Annotated in this window: 18 protein-coding genes; 15 read left to right on the forward strand and 3 right to left on the reverse strand. The window is 61.0% G+C overall.

The annotated features are described in order from the left end of the window. The first annotated feature begins 141 nt into the window (after positions 1-141). From J2W40_RS08075 to J2W40_RS08100, 6 genes are all read left to right on the forward strand, one after another. The gene (locus J2W40_RS08075; protein WP_310223412.1) at positions 142-813 is read left to right on the forward strand and encodes an ABC transporter ATP-binding protein; all 672 of its coding nucleotides are present in this window, start codon (positions 142-144) and stop codon (positions 811-813) included. Then, positions 810-2,111, forward strand: a complete 1,302-nt coding sequence (locus J2W40_RS08080; protein ID WP_310223414.1) for an ABC transporter permease — start codon at positions 810-812, stop codon at positions 2,109-2,111. Before J2W40_RS08075 ends, J2W40_RS08080 begins: the two co-directional genes overlap by 4 nt. A gap of 9 nt (positions 2,112-2,120) precedes the next feature. Next, entirely contained in the window at positions 2,121-2,612 is a 492-nt protein-coding gene (locus J2W40_RS08085) for a DUF3299 domain-containing protein (protein WP_310223416.1), read from the forward strand. 22 nt (positions 2,613-2,634) lie between these two features. Then, a complete protein-coding gene (locus J2W40_RS08090) occupies positions 2,635-3,345 on the forward strand; it encodes a superoxide dismutase (protein WP_409050355.1) in 711 nt (236 codons plus the stop codon). Positions 3,346-3,426: 81 nt separating this feature from the next. Beyond that, positions 3,427-3,924 (forward strand): DUF3299 domain-containing protein, encoded by a 498-nt coding sequence (locus J2W40_RS08095; RefSeq protein ID WP_310223418.1) that lies wholly within the window; start codon positions 3,427-3,429, stop codon positions 3,922-3,924. A 23-nt stretch (positions 3,925-3,947) separates the two neighbouring features. Next, on the forward strand, positions 3,948-4,232 hold the full coding sequence (locus J2W40_RS08100; RefSeq protein WP_310223420.1) for a hypothetical protein: 285 nt from the start codon (positions 3,948-3,950) through the stop codon (positions 4,230-4,232). Between the two features lie 143 nt (positions 4,233-4,375). Here J2W40_RS08100 and J2W40_RS08105 read toward each other — a convergent pair whose 3' ends face one another. After that, positions 4,376-4,702 carry a MerC domain-containing protein gene (locus tag J2W40_RS08105; RefSeq protein ID WP_310223422.1) on the reverse strand — a complete coding sequence of 109 codons (327 nt, stop codon included), beginning with the start codon at positions 4,700-4,702 and terminating at the stop codon, positions 4,376-4,378. A 224-nt stretch (positions 4,703-4,926) separates the two neighbouring features. Here J2W40_RS08105 and J2W40_RS08110 point away from each other — a divergent pair, with 224 nt between their 5' ends. Beyond that, on the forward strand, positions 4,927-5,427 hold the full coding sequence (locus J2W40_RS08110) for a Fur family transcriptional regulator (RefSeq protein WP_310223424.1): 501 nt from the start codon (positions 4,927-4,929) through the stop codon (positions 5,425-5,427). Between the two features lie 333 nt (positions 5,428-5,760). Here the strand turns inward: J2W40_RS08110 and J2W40_RS08115 are convergent, their stop codons facing one another. Beyond that, positions 5,761-7,584 (reverse strand): M14 family metallopeptidase, encoded by a 1,824-nt coding sequence (locus tag J2W40_RS08115; protein ID WP_310223426.1) that lies wholly within the window; start codon positions 7,582-7,584, stop codon positions 5,761-5,763. A 16-nt stretch (positions 7,585-7,600) separates the two neighbouring features. After that, on the reverse strand, positions 7,601-9,805 hold the full coding sequence (locus J2W40_RS08120; RefSeq protein WP_310223428.1) for a TonB-dependent siderophore receptor: 2,205 nt from the start codon (positions 9,803-9,805) through the stop codon (positions 7,601-7,603). 318 nt (positions 9,806-10,123) lie between these two features. On the opposite strand from J2W40_RS08120, the gene J2W40_RS08125 reads away from it, so the two are divergent. The 8 genes from J2W40_RS08125 (at position 10,124) to J2W40_RS08160 (ending at position 20,647) form a co-directional block, all read left to right on the forward strand. Next, positions 10,124-12,268, forward strand: a complete 2,145-nt coding sequence (locus J2W40_RS08125; RefSeq protein ID WP_310223430.1) for a TonB-dependent siderophore receptor — start codon at positions 10,124-10,126, stop codon at positions 12,266-12,268. Then, positions 12,265-13,062 carry a class I SAM-dependent methyltransferase gene (locus J2W40_RS08130; RefSeq protein ID WP_310223432.1) on the forward strand — a complete coding sequence of 266 codons (798 nt, stop codon included), beginning with the start codon at positions 12,265-12,267 and terminating at the stop codon, positions 13,060-13,062. Before J2W40_RS08125 ends, J2W40_RS08130 begins: the two co-directional genes overlap by 4 nt. Then, a complete protein-coding gene (locus J2W40_RS08135; protein WP_310223434.1) occupies positions 13,059-15,242 on the forward strand; it encodes a TonB-dependent receptor in 2,184 nt (727 codons plus the stop codon). Before J2W40_RS08130 ends, J2W40_RS08135 begins: the two co-directional genes overlap by 4 nt. Next, on the forward strand, positions 15,242-16,438 hold the full coding sequence (locus J2W40_RS08140) for an ABC transporter substrate-binding protein (RefSeq protein WP_310223436.1): 1,197 nt from the start codon (positions 15,242-15,244) through the stop codon (positions 16,436-16,438). Before J2W40_RS08135 ends, J2W40_RS08140 begins: the two co-directional genes overlap by 1 nt. After that, on the forward strand, positions 16,435-17,469 hold the full coding sequence (locus tag J2W40_RS08145; protein ID WP_310223438.1) for a FecCD family ABC transporter permease: 1,035 nt from the start codon (positions 16,435-16,437) through the stop codon (positions 17,467-17,469). The genes J2W40_RS08140 and J2W40_RS08145 overlap by 4 nt, the downstream gene beginning before the upstream one ends. Continuing rightward, positions 17,469-18,236: an ABC transporter ATP-binding protein gene (locus J2W40_RS08150; protein WP_310223440.1), complete on the forward strand. Its 768-nt coding sequence runs from the start codon at positions 17,469-17,471 to the stop codon at positions 18,234-18,236. The genes J2W40_RS08145 and J2W40_RS08150 overlap by 1 nt, the downstream gene beginning before the upstream one ends. Positions 18,237-19,154: 918 nt before the next feature. Continuing rightward, the gene (locus J2W40_RS08155; protein WP_310223442.1) at positions 19,155-20,231 is read left to right on the forward strand and encodes an ArdC family protein; all 1,077 of its coding nucleotides are present in this window, start codon (positions 19,155-19,157) and stop codon (positions 20,229-20,231) included. Then, on the forward strand, positions 20,228-20,647 hold the full coding sequence (locus tag J2W40_RS08160) for a DUF2958 domain-containing protein (protein ID WP_310223444.1): 420 nt from the start codon (positions 20,228-20,230) through the stop codon (positions 20,645-20,647). The genes J2W40_RS08155 and J2W40_RS08160 overlap by 4 nt, the downstream gene beginning before the upstream one ends. The last annotated feature ends 11 nt before the right edge of the window (positions 20,648-20,658 follow it).

The raw sequence follows: 20,658 nt of genomic DNA on the forward strand, positions 1-20,658 counted from the left end.
AGATCAGCAGATTTGCAGATAATCACCCAATAGCGCTGGACATAAATTGTCGCAGCCCAGAAGCCGTTGGCTGCTTGCAAGAGTTATGATACATCGTCACACAACGCACCGCCGGTGCTGCTTTAGCCCCAGGGAGACAGCATGATATCCCGCGCAACACCAGTGCTCGCTATCACCGGATTGAAACATGGATATGGCCACAAACCAATCCTGACTGGCGTGGAAATCGAACTGAATGAGGGCGCGCATCATTTACTTCTGGGACCATCGGGATCGGGCAAGACGACATTGATCCATGCCATTTCCGGGCTCCTCGAACCCGATGATGGGAGCGTCGTCATCGATGGCGAGGCTATGACAGGCCGCAGTCCGGCAGCCCGCGATGCGCTTCGGCGGAGTAAGATCGGCCTGATCTTCCAGTCGTTACGCCTAGTCTCGGCGCTCACCGTGCGAGAGAATTTGCATCTGGCGGGCCGCCTGAGCGGACATCCCACGACCGACGCTGCGATCGACGCGCTGCTTGCGCAGGTCGGCCTTGGTCATCGCTGCTCTGCCAAGCCCCGTCACCTGAGCCAAGGCGAAGCGCAGCGCGCGGCGATTTCGCGAGCGCTGATAGGCAAGCCTCGCCTGCTTATTGCCGACGAGCCCACATCTGCGCTGGACGATGAAAATGCCGACCGAGTGGCTTCGCTGCTGATCGAGACGGCAGACCGCAATGGATCGACGCTCCTGGTCGCGACCCATGACCAGCGCCTGAAAAAACTGATCCCGCGCACCGTCACCCTCCTTTCCCAAAGCATCGCAGTTCCATGATCCGCCTCGCACTTGCCTATCTGCGCGATCGTCCACTCATGAGCGCGCTCAATATCCTACTGCTGGCGCTGGCGGTCGCTACGCTAGTGATGCTGTTGTCGGTCTCCACCCAGATAGGCAATCGCTTCGAGCGCGACGCGCGGGGCATTGATCTGGTGGTTGGTGCCAAGGGATCGCCACTTCAGTTGATCCTTTCCAGCATCTACCAGATGGACATACCCACAGGAAATATTCCGTTGGAAAGCATAGCATTGCTACGCCAGGATCCGTCCGTGCGGCAGGTGATCCCGCTCACCATGGGCGACAATTTCCGGGGCTTCCGGATCGTGGGAACCGAACCGGCCTATCTGGGGCTGCAGAATGCGAAGCTGGCACAAGGGCGGATGTTCGCCAAGGCACAGGAAGTCGTCATCGGCACACGGGTTGCTGACGAACTCGGCATGACTCTTGGCCAACGCTTTGTCGGATCGCATGGCCTCACCGACGACGAGAATGCCGGCCATCACGAGCAAAGCCCTTTCACCACTGTCGGAATCCTTGCGCCGACCGGGTCGGTGATGGATCGCCTGATTATATCGAACGTGGAGAGCGCCTGGGATATCCATGGCATCGACCATGACAATCTTGAGGACGAGGTGCTGCACAAGGGCGAGCATGAGCATGGACAGGAAGATACAGATCATTCCGAAACGGTCGACCATCATGACAAGGATGATGCCTCCGTCAGCCTGACGGAGCGCGAGCAAATGAAGCCGGAAATCACGGCACTCCTGGTGTCTTACAAATCCGCTTTCGGTGCCGTGCGCATACCCTCGATGATCAACCGGCAGACGAACATGCAGGCTGCCGTGCCCGCCGTGGAAACCGCGCGGCTGTTGTCGTTGCTGGGTGTCGGCATCGATGGTGCGCGATCCTTCGCCTGGCTGCTTGCAGCGACGGGCGGCCTGTCCATCTTCGTCGCTTTGCTGGCGGCTGCATCCGCGCGGGAAGCCGACCTGGCACTGCTTCGCGTCATGGGTGCCAGTCGCGCACAGGTGTTCGGCACAATCATCGCCGAAGGACTTCTCATTTCCGCCATTGGCGCAATTGCCGGGCTGTTGCTGGGTCATGGCGCGCTCGCGCTCGCCCACGCAAATTTCGAACAACTCAGGGATTTCGGCTTCGATCCCTTCGTGATGCTGCCCGGCGAAGGCGGGATCCTGCTCGCAGTCCTTGGCATTGGCCTTCTGGCCACCCTTATCCCCGCCCTGCGGGTCTTCTGCGTCAATCTGGCCGAAAGCCTTGCCCGATCCAGCTAGGAGCTTATTATGCGCATGTTCATCACGCTTGGTCTGCTTGCGGCAACAGCCCTTCCGGCCGCTGCCGCCATGCAACTCGGCAAGCCTGCTCCCACCAAGGATGTCTGGCAACCGGCAAAGACGCCAGCGGGCGGCACAGCCTGGTCACTCCTGCAACAGACGAAGCTGAACGACCGCAAGGACGAAGCGACAATGACGATCTTCACCAAGCCGAGCTTTCCGGCCGCGGTGAAGGCCCTTAACGGCAAGCAGATCAAGGTTGCAGGTTGGATGATGCCGCTCGATAACGGCGTTCAGCAGAAGCATTGGGTCTTGCTTGGCTATCCGCCCGGTTGCCCGTTCCACATGCACGCGCTGCCCAACCAGTTCATCGAGATCAAGGCGGCCGTCCCATTTCCGACCAATGAGAGCAAGGTGCATATCGTGAGCGGGACGCTGCAACTGACCGGCTATGATGAAAGCGGTATCTTCTATCGCCTCATCAACGCACGTCCGGCCTGACATCCCACAAGGAAACCCCGCCATGAAAATCGCCTTCGCCGCCGCCCTCCTCGCCATATCAGCGGTTCGAGCCCCTGCGGCCGAACCGCAGACAGCCGCCACGCAGAAGGGTGCTTTTACGCTCGCGCCGCTCCCCTTTGCTGCCAATGCATTGGAACCCGTCATAGACGCACAGACCATGGCGCTGCATCATGACAAGCATCATCAGGCTTATGTCGATGCGCTGAACAAGGCCGTCGCAGCCGACCCGGCATTCGCCGGTCTTTCGCTGGAGGCTCTTCTTGCCCGCGCGGGCACTTTGTCCGCAGCGGCGCGCAACAATGCCGGCGGTCACTGGAATCACAGCTTCTTCTGGGCGACGATGGCGCCACCACAACAGGCTAGCGCACCCTCACGGGACCTCGCCGCCGCCATAGACGCCCAATTCGGGTCGATGAACGACATGAAGCAGGCGTTCAAGTCGGCAGGAACGAGCCGTTTCGGATCGGGCTGGGTCTGGCTGATTGTCGGAACGGATGGCAAGCTCACTATTACCTCGACGCCCAATCAGGACAATCCGCTGATGGACGTTGCGCATAGGAAGGGTATGCCGATTCTGGGCAATGACCTGTGGGAACATGCGTATTATCTCAAGCATCAGAACCGCCGGGCCGACTATCTCGATGACTGGTGGAAAGTGGTGAACTGGCAGCAGGTATCAGAGCGCTATGCCAAGGCGATCGCAAAATCCTGAATCATATCCGATAGTGGACCTTAGGTTTGACTTCGTTATGCCTAAATATCACGTTATCACATAACCTACCGGAGGTTTGTCTTGCGGGTTTTAGGTCGAATTTTCAGTATCGCCCTTCTCGCCGGGCCATTGGCGGGTGTTCCGGCGGCTCTGGCGCAGCGACCGGATAATCTCAAGCCATCGGAATCGATCTGGAAGCCTGCCGCCGCGCCGCCAGGCGGCATTTCCTGGACAACGCTGGAATCCACGAAGGAAGTCCAGCGACGGCAGTCCGGCACCATCTATTCCAAGCCCGACTTTTCGACAAGAATCGAGGCGCTTAAAGGCAAGCGGATCAAGGTCAGCGGCTATGTCATGCCGTTGCAGAACACTGCGAAACAAACGCATTTCGTTCTACTCGCCTATCCCCCCGACTGCCCGTTCCACCTCAATCCTGCCCCAAATCAATTCATCGAGATCAAGACCGCTTCTCCCATCAGCGTGCGATCGGGTGTCCAGTCCTTTGAGGGGCAGCTTGTCCTTGGAGGACAAGATGAGAGCGGCATATTCTACACGATGCTCGACAGTCGTGAACTTTAGATCGGTATAGAAAGGACTGGGTCATGGGTGCCTTGGGTTCTGCTCTTGTGGGGACTGTGTCGTTGATCGGCATTGTGTCAGCGACGCCGGTCTCGGCGTGCGACATGCATGGCTATGGCTTTGGCGAAGCCGATATTCTCGCAGCAATCGACTTTACCGGCATGACGTACAAAGATCAGCTCGCCGCGCAGGAAGAGGCGTTGGCACAATATGAACGAGAAAAGGCAGCTGAACTGGAGCGCGCGCGCGCAAGCTTCGCATCCCGGTTTAAAATAGAACACAGCCCGCCTCAGGTCGCCCAAAAGTAAGTCACGAGATTCGCCTTTACCCCAATGGCTGGCCAGTCGACGCATGGACTGGCCAGCTTTCGCTATGCGTAGTGGATAGATGTCACCAAACCGCAGGATCGGCACGGGGGCACCTCCGGCGGGGTTTCCTATGCCATTCTCTCCTAGATGAGTAGGGCAATCGCTAGAAACGTGAGTTCAGGCATGCCAAAGAGGGCAGGCCAGCCTAGATCATAGTCCTCCCGCCTCATGAACTGCGCTAGCCCGCTGAAGGGAATGGCGATCATCAGCATGATCAGATGAAAGCGAGGAGGAACCGCCAGCACCATTGCGAGGACCCGAAGAACTGCAAGGATGAACGGCAATGCCGTACAATGTGCAAGGCATAGCTGCGAAGCGCCATTGGCAATCCGTTCCAGCCAATCTTCCCGCTGCGCAGGAGGCAAGAAACCGGCCAAAGTGAGAAATTCATTCTTGCTCGGACCCGACATGCCTGCGTAATGATACAACGTCACTTTGTGTATAAGGGCTTTCTTCGATGACGGTCGATACTATCTTCGCTTCGGCGTTTCTGCTTGATCCGGGCTTGGTGACGGGGCGTCGGCGTTGAGCCAGGCTCTGCCCAATGTGTTGGAGAAGACACTCGCCGCTGCGACGCACATATTGGCTGCGGACCTGTTCGCCTTTGAAAAGGTGCCTGTCTTAACGCGCGCCAATGGCGAATCTTTCTGCGTGGACCGGCCTCGGCGTCAATATGTTGACAGTCTTCTCGACGCTCATGGCAAAACTCTCGCGCAGGTTTAATATGCACTTAACTGCCCGTCCACGAGCCAAGCGCAACCCTGACGACATCGACGCGCTTGTCCTTGCAGGCCTTCGGGAATCCGCCATCGCTCTCAGCGCCTATCAGATTGTTGACCGTCTCTGTGCATCCGGCAACAGATTGACGGCTACTCAGGCCTATCGCACGTTGGGCCGGCTAATCAGCCAGCGTAAAGTCCGAAGAATCGAAACATTATCTGCTTATGTCGCCATAGATGGCGATTTCGACGTGGTTCTTGTATGTAATTGCTGCGGCACCCTGCGGCCTTTGACGGAGCCTGTACTCAAGCGCCAGATCGCTGGCCTCGCGCAAGCACATCGTTTCGCGATTGACCGCATCGCCCTCGAAATCGTTGGCAGTTGTCCTCAATGTGCGCAGTCTGCGATGGCTTGACCATCTATGACGCCCATTATCCGCTCAGTACATTGATTGCTGAATTTGAAGCGGCACAAAATATCCAGAATGTTGCCTTGTAGCCAACCGCAATGAAGCGCTTGTCATAAGGGCCGCCGTCTCGCCGTCACAGCACCGCATCAATTGCACTCGCTCTGTATCAGTGCCGCTGGACCAGCGATGATACAGAACGCATATCTTATGTCCCAGCTGCGGGCATGGTTAGGGCTAGCGCCGCAACGAGTAGATATCGACGCCGTCGCAACGTCGAAAATGCAGGTCTGAGCCTCTTGGAGCGTTCGTTCCGCATTCAGAATGCTCATCTTCGGACGCTTACTGGCTCTCGCGCCTAATAGGATAGACATGATGATAGGGACTGGGTTCGGGCAGGCGCGCCGACAGCCAATCGAGCCGCGCATCGCCATCCGCCGCGAATGTGGCATCGTTGGCCAGCTTGGCCTCGAACGCGGCACGCAGGTGCGGATCGGCAGCCAACAGCGCCTCGGCGATCGGCGCCTGCACGAAATCCTCCACGCCCGACGGCGCGGCCAGGATTTCCGGGAAGAAGCCCCAGGCGAGGAAACCGTCCTGGCTTTCCGGTTCCAGCAACGCCGCTGCCAGCAGGCCGAGCGGCTGGTCGGCGGGCACGCGGACCGTGCCGATGGGCAGCGTTTCGGTTACATCCTCATGCACCAGTTTCGTTTCCAGCGGGATGCGCGCGTCGCGTGGCGGCGTCGATCTGGGATCGATCAGTCGCACGCGATCGAGCGTCAAGGTGCGCTGCGCGGCCAGCACCTCATGACGAATGCCGTGCAGCGTCAACCGGTCGATCACTTCGGCCTGGCCTGCGGGCACCCACCACGCCTTTGGCAGGCGCACCTGTTCGAACGGCTCCTGGCCGATGATCGGCATCCGCCAATCGACCGGTCGGCCCAGCCATTTCTGTTCCTTGCGCCCGCTGGCCGGTGAGACATAGGTGTCGAAGGCAATACCCTTGAACGCTTCTACCCAGCCGATCGGTCGCGCGGCAGGTTTCCACCGGGTCAACATCTCTGCGGGCCGCGATACCCGGTCGCTGGCCTTGGCTTGCGCGATCGCGCGCGCATCCTGCCCGGCCAGTTTCAGCGCCGCCTCGAGCAGCACATAGGTGCCCAACACCCGCTGGCGATAGGGCTTCATCATGTGGTTTTCGACGAGCACGGTCGGCACGCCGATGAAGTCGCCATAGCCGGTCGAATAGCGCGGTCCTTCGGGTGCTTGTCGAATGCCCTTGAGCGGCGCGCGCGTATCGATGGGGTTGGGATAAAGGGTGGGAATATGCCCGGCCTTTTCCAGCGCCGCCGTCACGCTTGGCCCGAAGCGCCGCTGCAGCCAGTCGGCGGTCGCACGATGGTAGGCATAGCGGCCCCACCCGGCATAGGTGAAGGTGATGTCATATTGCATGTCGAAACCGTCGCTGACGTGACAGTCGATATAAAGGATCGGGTCCAGTCGCCGCAGCAGGCCGATCATCGCCCGGCTTTCAGGCGCATCCGCCTTGGCATAATCGCGGTTCAGGTTGATATTGCGGCTGTTGCCTACATAGCCCTTTTCCGCCGGGCCGCGCAGCGCCGGGAAGTTCCAGCGGCTCATCCTTTCATGCCCGTCGATATTATAGACGGGCACGAAAATCAGGTCGACCGTGTCGAGCAACCCGTCCTTGCCACGCAGCGCAATGTCGCGCAGCAGCATCAGCCCGGCATCCTTGCCATCGATCTCGCCCGCATGAATGCCGGCCTGCACCAGCACGACCGGCTTGGCGGCGCCCGATCCATCCTTGCCCTTGCTGGCCCGTACCAGCAGCATGTCACGCCCCTCGCCGGTGCGGCCAAAGCTCTCCAGACTGATCAACGGCGATGCTGCGTCCAATCGCCTTAGCCAGTCCTCGACCTGCGCGTAGCGCGGCGTGGTGGCGAACCCCGTTTGTTCGGCGGGCGTGATCCACGGGTCATCCTTGCGAGCGACCAATGCCTCACTGGCGCCCGACCAGGGCTGGACCGGCGGCAGCACCGAGGCAGGAAGCCCGGGCAGCGGCGCCTTCGTCGGCTGTTGTGCGACCGCGGTGGCTGCGATGCTGAGGGCGGCGATACTCAAAAGGGGCGATATCATCTTGCGCATGGCTCTATCCACCGGTTCAGAAGCGCGCGCGCAGGCCGACAGACGCGGTGCGCGGCGTGCCAGGCTGCACCCAGACGGCGCTGTAGCTGCTGGCGAACCATTTTTCGTCGAACAGGTTGCTGACAGTGCCGAACAATTCGACGCCTTCGGCGACATCCACGCTGCCAAAAAGACGGAATAATGTGTGTGATGGCAGGATGAAATCCGTCCCCGTCTCACCCAGTCGTTCGCCGACATATTGCATGCCGATGCCCAATTGTGCCGGGCGTCGCGCAACGGTGAAATGCTTGGCCAGCTGGATATTGAGATTGTGATCGGGAATGTTGATCAGCCTGTCCCCTGGCAGGATCTGCGTGGCGAAATTAGGGTCGTTCACCGCCGCACGCGCTTCGGCATCGGTATAGGCATAGCTTAGTAACAGATCGATATCGCCGGGCAGATGCCCGTTCACGTCAAGCTCCACCCCGCGGCTTCGCGCGCTGCCGATGGCGACGGAGAATCCAGGATTGTTGTTGTCGCTGGCAAGGACGTTATCCTTGGTCAGTTGGTAGACGGACAGGGTGCCGGTCAGCGCGCCGCCCAGCGCGGTCAGCTTGACCCCAGCTTCAATCGACTCGCTCGTTTCCGGGTCGAAGATATTATTGAGGAAATCGGCCCCGACATTGGCGCGATAGCCCTGACCATAAGCGGCATAGAGGGTGAGTGGATCGCTCAATTGATAGACGATACCCGCTTGCGGGCTAAACCGTTCATATTTGCGCTGATTGTAGCGGTTGGCATCGGGAAGGACGCGGTTGTCGACCTTCAAAACCAGATGATCGTAGCGCCCACCGATGCGGATCTGGAGCCGCTCGGTGATTTCGATCTGGTCCTGCACATAGAAACCGATGCTGCGCTGGGTATCGAGACGGTTCGTCAACACGGCCGTCGCAGGCAGCGGATATTGGCCATAGACCGGATTGTCGATGTCGATGACATAGCCGGCCTGGTCGGTCGGGTTCGTGCTGACAGCCGGGGGACGGAAACGGGTGAAATAATTATCATATTCGAACTGGTCGAAATCACCACCGATCAGAACGCGATGGCGCAGCGATCCGGTCTCGAAATTGCCCGCGATTTCGGCGCGGACGACGCTATGTTCCGCATCATAGCGGCGCGACCGGCGCTGGCGCGACAGGGAGCGACCATCGACATAGAGCTTCTGGCGCGATGCGGTCTGCTCCGCGTCGGACGAAAAGCCGGTCAGAAGCGTGTCGCGATGGCTGGCACCGACCAGCAGGCTCCAATCGTCATTGAATTGATGGTCCAGCCGCAACTGATGGCCGGTGGCGCGGGCGATGGTGTCGCCATCCCCCGGCTCACCCAGGAAACGCGACCGCGGCACCCTATCGAAATCATTGTTAAGGACGACGATACCGCGATCGAACGGCACCTCCACTCGCGTCCATTCGAAATCATAGCTGAGGCGCGTCCTGTCGCCCAGCGCTACCCCGATCGAGGGGAGAAAACCCCAGCGCTTCTGTTCCACATGGTCGCGGAACGTATCGCCCTTCTCATAATAGCCGATCAGCCGCGCCGTAATCCCGCCGGTCAGCGCCAGATTGGCGTCAGCGTCCGCCCGAAAGCGATCATAGCTGCCATATTGTAGCGACCCCGTGCCGAAGGTCCGGCCGATCTCCGCCTGCTTGGTGACAAGATTGATCGTGCCCCCTGGCTCGCCCCGACCGATGAGTGCTGCCGCTGGCCCCTTGAGGACATCGATCCGTTCAATCCCGGCTACGTCGCGCTGCCCGCCAAAGCCGCGCCCGGCATTGAAGCCGTTGACCAGATAGCCGCTCGGTAGGTTTTCATCGCCGGCAAAGCCGCGAATGGCGAAACTGTCCCACAGGCCCCCCAATGTGTTCTGGCGAACGACCGAGGCATTCATGTCCAGCGCATCGGTCAGGCGCAGGATATTATTCTGCTGCAGCGTTTCGGCGTCGATCGCGGTGACCGCCTGCGGGATTTCCCGTATCCCAAAATCGCCGCGATAAGCTTGGCGCACACCGGTCACGGTAATCGCACCTTCGCCATCCTGGGCATGATGGATCGCATCACCGGTCTGGGCCTGCGCTGGAATCCAGACGAGGCCAGCCGCCAGCGGCAGCGCGCGCGCGATCTGGCGGAAGCGACGGGCACGGGTGAAGGCAGCGCCAACGCACTGCAAAAACTGGATCGGCATAAATTCCCCTGAATAGGATGAGACAAAATCTCATTCGCCGCTGCCCCTAGGGGAGCCATCCAGCGCACGTCAACGGAAATGTTATACTGTTTCATTGGATATTGCTGCAGCACCAAAAATGGGTCGTGCCAGCGGCCTGGGATGTCCCGCTGCGCCTATTGGCCGCCACTGGCCAACGTAAATTCCATTCTCCGTTCCGTCCTAGAACAACCATCCTTGACGAAGGATATGATATACCCTTACCAGGGTGTTGTTGCAGTGCGGCGGATAGTGTTTTGGGGGTCAAGCTTGTCTAATCATTATGGGTCCAAGGCCCGCATGTCTGTTCGACGGAATTACGTTTTGCCGCTACTCGTCTCCCTGCCGCTCATAGCCACTCCCGCGCTCGCCGATGACACAGCTGGTGCGGTTCTGATCCAGGAGGGCGCAGAGACCGCGGCGCGCGACGATGCAATCATCGTGCTGGGGACGCGCGAGCAAGGCTATCGCGCCACTGTCGCGCCGCAGACCAACAAGTCGGACACGCCGCTCAAAGAGACACCTTTCTCCGTGCAGGTTGTCACACGCGAGCTGATCCAGGATCGTGGCATCACGACCGTGGGCGAAGCGCTACGCTATGTGCCGGGATTCAGCCCCCAGGTTGGTTTCGGTGCGACCAACGACCGCTTCTACATTCGCGGATTCATCACGCCCTATAACCTCAAAAACGGCTTACGACGCTCTGCCTATGCGCCTGACGAGCAGCTTCAGAATGTTGAACAGGTCGAGGTGCTGAAGGGAGCAGCATCGGCGCTCTACGGTCGGTTCGAGCCCGGCGGCGTGGTCAATTTCGTCACCAAGAAACCGCTCGGCACGCCCTTTCTGGAAGTCGGCGCGCTCTACGGCTCCTTCGATCAGCTCCGCCTGACGCTCGACGCATCGACGCCGATCACGGATACGCTCGGGCTGCGGATCAATGTCAGCCATGACGATCGCGACGGCTTCCGTGACTTCACCTTCACCCGCGATACGTTCGTCGCGCCGGTGCTGCAATGGCGGCCCGATGCCGACACCACGGTCACGCTCGAAGGCGAATATGCCTGGAAGCATGGCTATTTCGACCGCGGCTTCGCCAACGATGCGATCTTTTTGGAAGCGCCCCGCAAGCGTCAGTTCGGCGAGGCAGACGCGCGCTATGACAACAAGGGCGGCGTCGCCAGCCTGTTCGTCGACCATCGCTTTTCCGATGCAATCTCGGGCCGTGTGGCGGTCGGCTATTCGGATTTCACCAAGGACTCCTTCTATTACGCCTTCGGCTTTCCGCCGATCGACGCCAGCGATCCCGACCGCCCGCTGGTCAATCGCCGTCCCAGTCTCGCCTATGACCGGCAGAAGGATCTGACCGCGCAGGCCGAACTTTATGCCCGCTTCTCGACGGGCGCTGTCGAGCATAAGGCGCTGGTCGGCGTCGAATATGGCTATGACCACTGGCGCTACAACGTGGTCAATCCGCCCTTCGGCGTGAACATCCCCATCGACTTCTACGCCCCGGTCTATGGCCAGCGTGCCACGCCGACCGTGCTCACCTCCGATGGCGAGTGGAACAGCGATACGACCGCCATCTATGCGCAGGACGAGGCGAAGATCGGCCAGTTCCGTCTGCTTGCCGGTCTGCGCTACGACTGGAACGAGCTCGAGAGCCGCAACACGCTTCTGGCCGGTCCCAACGAGAGCACGAAACGCGGCGCAGCCAGCCCACGCGTGGGCCTGACCTGGACGCCGAGCGAGGCGATCTCGCTGTATGGCAGTTGGTCGCGCTCCTTCCGTGCGCAAGTGGATGTCGGCCGCCTGCGCGATGGGTCGCTCCCCAAGCCGCTGATCGGGGAAAGTTTCGAGGCGGGCATCAAGACCAGCCTGCTGGGGGGGCGGCTGACCCCGACCTTGGCACTCTTCAATATTGAACGCCGCAACGTCGCCGTCTCGGATCCGGAAGATTTCGATCTCGTCATCCAGATCGGCAAATCCCGTTCGCGAGGCATCGAGGTCGACGTGCCCGCGGTCATCTCCCCGCGCTGGCGCGTGATCGCCAATTACACCTATCTGGATGCTACTATCCTTGAGGACAGTTTCGCGACGCCCGGCGCGCGGCTCGTCAACGCACCTGAGCATTCGGCCAGCCTGTGGACCACCTATGATCTTGCCGGCCCCTTGGATGGAGCCAGCATCGGCGTGGGCGCACAGCATATCGGCAAGCGCGCCGGCAATACCGACAATACGATCTTCCTGCCCGCCTATACGCGCGTTGACGCCAATCTCGCCTACATGTTCGACGCGGGCTTTGGACCGATGCGCGCCCAGGTCAATGTCCTGAACCTGTTCGACACCTTCTACTATGACAGCGGCGGTGCCTTCCTGCCGCTCTATCCCGGCGCACCGCGCACCGTCACTGCCAGCCTGTCCTATCGGTTTGGAGGCAAGCGATGAGCGAGCCGATCCAGACGACCGGCTATTGGAATGGCGCGGTCGACAGCTACATCGCCGGCGCCGAGCCCTTCACAGCGCAGTTCTGCGAGGATGCGGTTGTCCTGGCGGACGTCGATGCCGGCCTAGCTTTGCTCGATGTCGCGACCGGACCGGGCGCACTGGCGCTGGCCGCCGCGCGCGCCGGTGCGGTTGTGACCGCCATCGATTTCTCGCAAGCCATGATCAACCGCCTGTCGGCCCGCATCGGTGAACTTCCCATCACCCCCGCCTGCATGGACGGGCAGGCACTCGATCTTCCCGATGCCAGCTTCGATCGCGCCTGCTCCGTCTTCGGCATCCCGCTCTTCCCTGACTGGCGAGCAGGCCTGTCCGAAATGGCGCGGGTCCTGCGGCCGGGCGGCCGAGCGGTCGTCGGCATCGCAGACAATCCCCATGGCTTCGGCCCCAATCCGTTGCTCGCGCGATCACGCGAGAAGCATTTTCCGCTGTCGCCAGCGCCAGTCGATGTGCGGATGGATCTCGTCGCCGAGCCGCGGAGGCTGGTCACGGAGTTCGCGGCGGCTGGCTTTGGCAACATCGCAATCGAGGAGCGGACGCATGACTTCGTTCTTATCGCTTCGCTGTTCACCGCGGACCACCCCATGATTGCGGCGAACCCGATGCTGACCGGCCTCTTGGGCGACGATCGCCTGCGGGTGATCGGAGAGGCAATCGAGGAAGCCCATCGCAGGAGCAGAGGCGACCATCTCCTTCTGCCCGGCACCGCCCGCTTCATCATCGGAGCGAAATCATGAAGTCATTGCTTGCCCTCACCGGCCTTTCCCTGCTCGCAATCCCGGCCGTGGCGACGGCGGAGGAAACGCCCGCCGATAGTGCCGCCGATACGATCGTCGTAACCGCCACCCGCAGCGAGCAATCGCTAATCAACGTACCGGCCGATGTCACGGTCAAGGACATGGAGACGCTTCGCCGGGACGGGTTCACCTATGGCACCGAGGAATTTCGCGGCGTGCCCGGCGTATCGTTCCGGCGTGGCGAAGGCGATGGCGATGAATTCCCGTTCGTCTCGATCCGGGGATCGACCGGCACCGAGGGTTATCTGCCCCTTATCGATGGCATCCCGTTCATCGGCAATGACGAAGAAGGCGTGCTCAACATCGTGCCCTATCCGGCGCTACAGCGGGTCGAGATCGTCAAGGGACCAGTGTCGGCGCTGTACGGGCGTGGCGCGCTCTATGGCGCGGTCAACTATATCACTCGCTCGCCGCGTGAAGATCGCATGGAGCTATCCTTTTCCGCCGGGAGTGACGATTATTATCGCGGCGAGGCATCCATTTCACGCAAGCTGGGGAACAATGCCGGTCTTTTCGCCTCGGCCTTTTATGAGGATTATGGCGGGTGGCGCAAACAGGGCGGGCGCAAGCAACTCAATCTGTTTACTAAGCTCGATTTCGACCTTGGCGAGCGAACAACCGTCACGCTCTTTGGCAATTATCTGGATCGCAAGTCGCAAGCGCCCAACGGTCTTCCGGTCGATTCTAACGGCAATGTCATAGACGTCGCTGGCGGGCCTCGTGCTTTCCTTGGCTATGGCCGTCCCCAGGTCGATGTCGAAGGCGGGATCGCCGCATTGCGGGTCGAGCATCGCGCTACCGATGAACTGACCTTCACCGCCACCGGCCAGTGGCGACGCTTTGACAGCGACGCCTCCTTCAACTTCTATGACCCATATGGCTTCGACCCGTCACGCGGCGTGTACGGCGTGAACGGCCTGGCCGCGACCGGGCGTCAGGAAGTGTTTTACGGGGAAGCCACTGCAAACTGGCAGCATGGCGCGCATAATCTGATTGTCGGCCTTGCCGGTGAACGAGGTACGGCGCGGTCGTTCAAGCGCTGGAGCGGCGTCAATGGCTTCACGGCGGAATGCGGCTTCAATTTCTACCTTGTCGAAATCGACTATCGTACGGGCCAGGTCACCAATGGCGACCACCCCTGCTTCGCGGTTGAAGACCCGGTGTCGAGCGACCACTTCACCAATCAATTCCGGGGCGCCTTCATCCAGGATGAGATCGCCCTATCCGATCGCTGGTATCTCACGGTCGGGGGCCGCTATGACAGTTTTCGTCGCCGCGTGAGATTCGATCCGATCGCCGGGGTGACGGACGGTTCGAGCGAGAGCGCCAAAGCCGACGCCTTTTCCCCCAAGGCGTCCCTCTCCTACCGCTACGACGGGGGGCAAATCTATCTCGCATATGGCCGGGGCTTCAATTCCAACTTCGGTAGCGGCTTCGAGTGGGATTCCAACCAATATGCCCGGCCCGAGCAGAAGCCCACTACGCTCGACAGCTATGAGATCGGGTGGAAAGGCAGCGCACTGGGCGACACACTGCGCGTTGCAACGGCCGCCTTCTGGTCGGTGCAGAAGAATCGCCGCCAGGTCATTCCCAACCCGGCGGCCGAAACGGATTTCAGCGCGCCGTCCAACCTCATCACCTATGGCGATCGCTATGAGGCAAAAGGTGTCGAGGTCTCGCTCGACATCCGCCCACGCGAGGGCTCGTCCTTCCTGATCAACTACTCGCACATCGCGCCCAAGTGGAAAGACTATGTGCTGGAGACCTTCTCCGGGCCGGTCGATCTGTCCGGCACTACACCGGTCGGGGTCGCATCCAACATCGTCTACATATCTGCCGAGCAGCGTTTTACGCCCTGGCTCACCGGCCGTGCCGTGTTCGAATGGTATGATGATTACAAAATCACGCAGGATAACCGCGTTGACGGTGGCGGTTATGAACTGCTGAACCTCAACGCTCGTATCCAGCCAGAAAGCTGGCATGGCCTAACGCTCGATCTCACGGTCATGAACGCGCTCGATAAGGAATATTACTGGTATTTCGGCGGACGCACGGCGCCGAGCTATGCGACGCCCGGTACACCTCGGCAATTCCGCGTGACCTTGCGAGGGAGCTTCTGATGCGCCGTCTCGTTCTCGCGCCTTTGCTCGCGTTCACGATTGCGGTGCTGCCCGCTTGCGGCAGCGAGCAAGCCAAGCCCCCGGCATCAAGACAGGACGTGAGCGGCCGCGAGATTCCGATGCGGTTTGCCAAGACCTTCCGCGTCGTCGAGCGTGAGGGATATCGCGTTATCGACCTCAAAGCCTCGGTCGTTAGCTGGGGTGGCAATGCGGTCGGCGAGGAGCAGTTCCAGCGGCTGGTGCTCGTCCCGCGTGATGCTCCGGCTCCCACGCTTACTGGCGACCTTGCAGGCGCCACGCTCATTCGTACCCCAGTGCTCAGGATCGCCAGCAACACCGGCTATCACGAGGCGATGACCAAGGTTCTGGGGATCAACAACAGGTTGGTGGCGGTCGGCGGGGTCAAATCCTATGATGACGACCTGCGTGCCCGCGTTCGCCGCGGTCAAGTGCGTCAGATCGGCTATGGCTGGCATTCGCCGCCCGAGCTCGACGCCTTGATTGCCGCAAAACCGGACGTGCTGCTGATGAGCATGGGCGACATGGATAATATCGGCGCGAAGCCCCGGATCGAGGCGCTCGGCATCCCGGTCGTTCCCATCTTCCTCGACAATGAGGCCGACTATATGGGGCGGGTCGACTATGTCCGCCTGATTGGCATGCTCACAGGCAAGGAGCGCGAGGCGGACGCCTTCGTCGCGATGGTTACGAAGAATGTCGAAGCATTGAAAGCGAAGGCGGCCGCGCAGCCGACACGCTCAGTGCTCTCAGCCTGGTTCTCCGGGGGCGACCGCTGGATGCCAACGATCCGCAATGCCGACGCCAAGCTGCTGCGCGACGCCAATGCCCGCAATCCTTTCGAGGCTACCGACGATCCGCGCAAGGACAGCTTCAACCGGGTCAGTACCGAAGAACTGATCGCGCGCGGCAAGGATGCCGATTGTTGGATCATGCGCGATTCCCATTCCGCGCCCTTCAAGGATGTCGCGACACTTCGCCGTTTCAAAGCCTATCGCGACGGTTGCCTGTTCGCGGCCGACGGCATGACAAAGCCTCCTGCCGACGCCTATGATTATTACGAGATGGCGGTCATCCGGCCCGATCTCGTGCTCGGCGACCTGGCGCGCATGCTCCACCCGGCGCTACGTGACGCGCCCTTCCTCTATATCCGGCCAGACAGGCAGGTAACGCGATGAGCACATCCTTGCGAACCGGTGTCGGCACGATCCTGTTATCGTTCGCGATCGTGTCTGCCGGTCTCTTCGCGCTCGGCTTCGGAATGATTGATATCGGACCCGGGGAGGTTGCCGCCAGCCTCTTTGGTGGCGGCGATCCGATGCACGCACAGATTGTGCGGGAATTGCGGCTACCGCGCATCATCACCGCGATTATCGCCGGCAGCGCGCTCGGCGTTGGCGGGGTATTGATGCAAGCGCTGTTCCGCAATCCGATGGCGGATGCCTGGTCTCTCGGCCTGACCGCTGGTGGCCAGCTTGGCGTCGCGCTTCTGGTGACGGCGGCTGCCTTCTCCGGCCCTGCCGCGATCGCGTTCTTGCGCGCGTTCGAAGGCCTCTCGATCACGGCGGGCGCCATGCTGGGCATCGGCGTGTTCGCGCTCGCTATGGCGTCGCTTGCGCGCAAGGTCGGCACGGTGACGCTGCTCGTGGTTGGCCTGATGCTAGGCTTTACCGTGCAGGGCGTCGTCAGCGTCATCATCCACTTCGCCAATCGTGTGGGGGGGCGTGTTTTTTCGGGCTGGAACGATGGCAATTTCGCAAACGTGACGGCGGCCGATCTGCTGATGTTGGCAATTCCTACAGGGATGGGCCTGTTGCTCGCCTTGTTCAGTGCCAAGCCATTGACGGCCCTGCTGCTAGGCGAGACCTATGCCAGGAGCCTGGGCACCGATGTTACCAGGTTGAGGCGGCTGACGCTGGCCGCTGTCTTGTTGCTGACAGCTCCGGTGACCGCCTATTGCGGACCTGTCACGTTCGTTGGACTGATCGTACCGCATTTCGCGCGTGCCATCGCTGGGACCGCCCGGATCCTGCCGCTGATCCCGCTCGCTGCTCTTGCCGGCGCTTTGCTCGCACTGTCTGCGGATGTCGTCGTACATGCGCCTTGGGAGCAGCATTTCCTGCACCTCAATGCCGTGCTCGCACTGGTCGGCGCTCCGGTGGTGATTGGATTGCTCATCTTTTCTAAATCCATGCGGGGTCAGCGCTGATGCTCATTCTCGAAGGTCTTTCTATCGGCTATGGTGCGCCTCGCGGAGCGGTACTATCGGACCTCCATGTTACCGTCGAACCCGGCAGCTTCGTCTGCGTGCTTGGCCGTAACGGGGCAGGTAAGTCGACGCTGATGCGGACGGTGTCGGGGCTTCAAGCGGGGCTCGGCGGGCGCGCCTGTCTCAATGGCGACGATATCGCCTTCCTGCGGCCACAAACCCGCGCGCGCCGCATTGCTGTGGTGCTGACCGAGCGTACGGGCAGCCCGGGGCTTACCGTTGATGACGTGGTGTCCTTGGGGCGTCAGCCGTTCACAGGCTGGCAGGGCCATCTCACGAGCGAAGACCGCAGCCTCGTCCTTCAGGCGCTCAATCAGGCGGGCGCCGCCAGATTTTCCGGTCGGTTGTTCGACGACCTGTCTGACGGCGAACGGCAGCGTGTGCTGATCGCACGTGCCATTGCCCAGACACCCAATCTGATGGTGCTGGACGAGATCACCGCCTTTCTGGATCTGCCGGGTCGCGTCGAGATCATGTCTTTGCTGCGGCTTCAGGCCCGGGCGAACCAGGCGATCGTTCTGCTCTCCAGCCATGACCTCGATCTTTCGCTGCAATTTGCCGATAGCGTCTGGCTTCTTGATGGACGAGGGGGACTGCAAGTCGGTACGCCTGCAACACTTATTGCAGATGGCCATATCGGCATGGCATTTGACACCGATGCTGTTCGCTTTTCGACGCAGCGAGGGCGCTTCGAACTGGCTGATTAAAGACGGATGGCTGTCATTTAGGGCGCAATGGATCGGTGACGCGGCATAGACCGCAGCCCCGACGTCCATGTCACCCTGGCCGAGCAAATTGCAACGGCAACTGATACTCCACTGATCTCCATCGCTTCACGTTGTCGGCCAATGGCAAATGGTTTGCAAATGTCGGTCCATTCGTAGCGGATGAGTAGAACTTCACCTTGATTGGGTCCGCGAGAGTGAAGCTGTGTGCGACCGATTTCACTCACTACGGTCGGTACCATTTTTTGGATCCTCGCTAGGGTAGGTCAATGACACCCATGGTGTCACTGCCGGACATCGTGGTTGCATTGTCCGGCGCACCACGGAGATCCACCTGATAGCAATGAATTGCAGCACGCACTTGTACAATATCTGCGTTGGCAAGCAGCTGCTGTCACGACGGACAATGGACCACGCAGGCTACCTTCCACGATAGCCGGTTCAACTGCCCACGAAAGAAACATCCAAGCATAACCGATCGATGGCTTGGCCGACTCGCTACGCTTCTTTGGAACCGCGCTCGCGTATGATGGTGCCCCGGCAGGCCGGACGCGCTCTATGCCTTCCGCCCTTGTCGTCGGCACCCAGCCCCCTTGGGTCTGGGCCTTGCGGTAATGATCGCTGGCACAAGGCTGGTCCCGCAGGGACCATGATGCGGTCGCCGCGCCTGGCGCGGCGGCGTCTTTTGTGAGCCTCTCCCGAAATGCGGGAGTGAGCGGCGCTCCCTGCTAGGCCCTTGGCGGTTGCCGGCAACCCGTCTGCGCTGCGCTTGCGGGTGCTTCACTTCGTTGCGCCCTTCGGTGCCGGCACCCGCCGGGGCGGGCCTTTCCAGTCGCGTTTCGCCGCCCACCCCCGCTTTACGGGGAGCCTCATGTTTTTGGGCAGGCAGGAAGACAGGACATGGCTCGTAATAGCTTACGTCGCGCGCGTCGCCCGCAGGGTGGCGATGCGGCGCAGCCCGAACGGATCCCTCTCTATGACGAGGTGACCGCCAGGATCATCGCACAGCTGGAGGCGGGGCGCGTTCCCTGGGTCCAGCCTTGGGCATCCAGTGCGGACCCAGGCCTTGGCGGCCTTGCCCCCGGCCTGCCGCGCAATGCGCTCACGGCCCGCCATTATTCCGGCGTCAACGTCCTGATCCTGTGGGGCGCGGTGATGGAAAAGGGCTATCCCTCGCAAAGCTGGCTGACCTTCAAACAGGCGCTGGATGCAGGCGGATGCGTGCGCAAGGGCGAACAAGGCACAACTGTTGTCTATGCCGACCGCTTCACCCCCGAAGCGGAGAAAGAGAAAGCGCGCGAAACGGGTGGTGACGCCAAGTCGGTCGCTTTCCTCAAGCGTTTTACCGTTTTCAACGTCTCGCAATGTGAAGGGCTGCGACCCGGCCTAGCCGCCGAACCTGCGCCTCTGCCCGAACGGGAAATCGTGCCGGTTGCAGAGGCACTGATCGCGGCCAGTGGCGTCGATTTCCGCATCGGCGGCGACAAGGCCTATTATGTGCCGAGCCAGGACTTTGTGGCGGTGCCACCGCAGCCCGCCTTTTTCGAGCAGATTAATTTTTATCGGACGTGCCTGCACGAACTGACCCACGCTACAGGTCATGCCTCGCGTCTCGCCCGCAAACTGACCAACAGCTTTGGCAGCAAGGACTATGCCCGCGAGGAACTGATCGCCGAAATGGGATCGGCTTTCCTCTGCGCAGCGCTTGGCATCGTGCCGACCGTGCGGCACGCCGACTATATCGGGTCGTGGCTGGAGGTGTTGCGCGAAGATAATCGCGCCATCTTCCGCGCCGCAGGCGCGGCCAGCAAGGCCGCCGACTGGCTGCTGTCGCGCTTGCCCGACGCCAGCCGGGACGAGGACATCGGCGACACGAGCGGGCGAGGCGACGCAGGTCGGGATGGGAAAAAGGCCGGGCAAGCGCCATGGGAACAGACGCAGGGCCAAGCACCTGCGCTGGACCGGAGGGCGGCATGATCCTCCTGACCCCCGACCTTCGCTATGCGCTGCGCGCAAATGCCATAAGCAGCGTCGCCGCGCAGGCGCGCGACATGCGCTTTGATCCCGTCCCGGTCGTCAAATTCTTCAATCCCTTGGGCGCAGGCACATGGCTCGCGACCGAACTTTATAGTGATGCCGACACAATGTTCGGCCTTGCCGATCTGGGGTTTGGCTGCCCGGAAATGGGCACTTTCTCGTTGATGGAAATTCAGAGCGTCCGGCTGCCCTTCGGCTTAGGGATCGAACGCGATCTGGACTTTTCCACCCCCCATCCGCTTTCGCGGTGGAGCGACATGGCGCGCCAGACCGGTTCGATCATCCATGCCGAGCAGCTTTTGCGCGGCCTTGCACCCGACACTGTTCCCGACCTTCCAGCCGATCCCATTCCTTAGGACCGGCGGAT

Origin of the sequence: Sphingobium xenophagum (genome assembly GCF_031457465.1) — a bacterium.
GTDB lineage: Bacteria > Pseudomonadota > Alphaproteobacteria > Sphingomonadales > Sphingomonadaceae > Sphingobium > Sphingobium xenophagum_A.

What these genes read in the sequence shown, in the direction of transcription:
- J2W40_RS08075 (WP_310223412.1), top strand. Translation starts at nt 142, where the DNA reads ATGATATCCCGCGCAACACCAGTGCTCGCTATCACCGGATTGAAACAT.
- J2W40_RS08080 (WP_310223414.1), top strand. Translation starts at nt 810, where the DNA reads ATGATCCGCCTCGCACTTGCCTATCTGCGCGATCGTCCACTCATGAGC.
- J2W40_RS08085 (WP_310223416.1), top strand. Translation starts at nt 2,121, where the DNA reads ATGCGCATGTTCATCACGCTTGGTCTGCTTGCGGCAACAGCCCTTCCG.
- J2W40_RS08090 (WP_409050355.1), top strand. Translation starts at nt 2,635, where the DNA reads ATGAAAATCGCCTTCGCCGCCGCCCTCCTCGCCATATCAGCGGTTCGA.
- J2W40_RS08100 (WP_310223420.1), top strand. Translation starts at nt 3,948, where the DNA reads ATGGGTGCCTTGGGTTCTGCTCTTGTGGGGACTGTGTCGTTGATCGGC.
- J2W40_RS08105 (WP_310223422.1), bottom strand. Translation starts at nt 4,702, where the DNA reads ATGTCGGGTCCGAGCAAGAATGAATTTCTCACTTTGGCCGGTTTCTTG.
- J2W40_RS08110 (WP_310223424.1), top strand. Translation starts at nt 4,927, where the DNA reads ATGGCGAATCTTTCTGCGTGGACCGGCCTCGGCGTCAATATGTTGACA.
- J2W40_RS08115 (WP_310223426.1), bottom strand. Translation starts at nt 7,584, where the DNA reads ATGCGCAAGATGATATCGCCCCTTTTGAGTATCGCCGCCCTCAGCATC.
- J2W40_RS08120 (WP_310223428.1), bottom strand. Translation starts at nt 9,805, where the DNA reads ATGCCGATCCAGTTTTTGCAGTGCGTTGGCGCTGCCTTCACCCGTGCC.
- J2W40_RS08125 (WP_310223430.1), top strand. Translation starts at nt 10,124, where the DNA reads ATGTCTGTTCGACGGAATTACGTTTTGCCGCTACTCGTCTCCCTGCCG.
- J2W40_RS08130 (WP_310223432.1), top strand. Translation starts at nt 12,265, where the DNA reads ATGAGCGAGCCGATCCAGACGACCGGCTATTGGAATGGCGCGGTCGAC.
- J2W40_RS08135 (WP_310223434.1), top strand. Translation starts at nt 13,059, where the DNA reads ATGAAGTCATTGCTTGCCCTCACCGGCCTTTCCCTGCTCGCAATCCCG.
- J2W40_RS08140 (WP_310223436.1), top strand. Translation starts at nt 15,242, where the DNA reads ATGCGCCGTCTCGTTCTCGCGCCTTTGCTCGCGTTCACGATTGCGGTG.
- J2W40_RS08145 (WP_310223438.1), top strand. Translation starts at nt 16,435, where the DNA reads ATGAGCACATCCTTGCGAACCGGTGTCGGCACGATCCTGTTATCGTTC.
- J2W40_RS08150 (WP_310223440.1), top strand. Translation starts at nt 17,469, where the DNA reads ATGCTCATTCTCGAAGGTCTTTCTATCGGCTATGGTGCGCCTCGCGGA.
- J2W40_RS08155 (WP_310223442.1), top strand. Translation starts at nt 19,155, where the DNA reads ATGGCTCGTAATAGCTTACGTCGCGCGCGTCGCCCGCAGGGTGGCGAT.
- J2W40_RS08160 (WP_310223444.1), top strand. Translation starts at nt 20,228, where the DNA reads ATGATCCTCCTGACCCCCGACCTTCGCTATGCGCTGCGCGCAAATGCC.